The organism is Pseudomonas sp. Ps21-P2, assembly GCF_039672565.1.
Lineage (GTDB): Bacteria > Pseudomonadota > Gammaproteobacteria > Pseudomonadales > Pseudomonadaceae > Aquipseudomonas.
This window is the reverse complement of sequence record NZ_JBDFPL010000048.1, coordinates 1-687: the sequence shown is the minus strand read 5'-3', so window position 1 is coordinate 687 and position 687 is coordinate 1. Positions and strand designations below refer to the sequence as shown.

The window sequence follows — 687 nt, the reverse complement described above, 5'->3', positions numbered from 1 at the left end:
TTCGCGAGCAAGCTCGCTTGTATGGTTAGACTTGAAGGGGTGGTGGGACGAACAGTTCGCATCTGACTGCTGTAACAGTACAGACCGTGGGAGACCTCGCCCCACCCCTTCCACCAAAAGCGCCGATAAAGAATGCTTCGTTCAAGCGACGATAGAAACAAGCCTGCGCCTCTGGGTGAAACCCCTCCAAGCCGTAAAACCTTAACGTGGAGAAGTGTCCATGGCAATGCACGTTTCGAAGTCAATCGTGGGCGTGGATGTCGCCAAAGTTGAACTCGTTATTTACGAGCCAGATCAGGATTTGCTCACCTCGATAACCAACGAAAAGCCCGCCATAAAGCGCTGGCTTAAAACGTTGCCGAGGCCCACCGCGATTGCAGTTGAAGCAACAAATGTTTATCACATCGACCTGATCGAGCTGGCTTATGAGGCGGGTCTCGACGTTTACATCATTGATGGCTATCAGCTGAGTAATTACCGTAAAAGTGTTGGCGTGCGCAGTAAAACGGACGCCTCCGATGCTCGTCTTCTTGCCCGTTATCTGAAAAACGAAGGCGAAGATTTACGCCCCTGGACTCCACCTCCCGCCGTCTACGGCAAGCTGCAAAGCCTTCTGCGGCGCAGGGCTTCGCTGGTTCAGGCCAAAACCAGCCTGACCCAGAGCTGGGCAAATGACGCCAGTTTGAA

General features: G+C 53.1%; 1 protein-coding gene. It reads left to right on the top strand.

What is annotated here, in order from left to right; genetic code table 11:
- Positions 1–220: 220 nt before the first annotated feature.
- The coding region (locus ABEH28_RS27320) for a transposase (RefSeq protein WP_346631573.1) at positions 221–687 on the top strand (467 nt) is incomplete at its 3' end.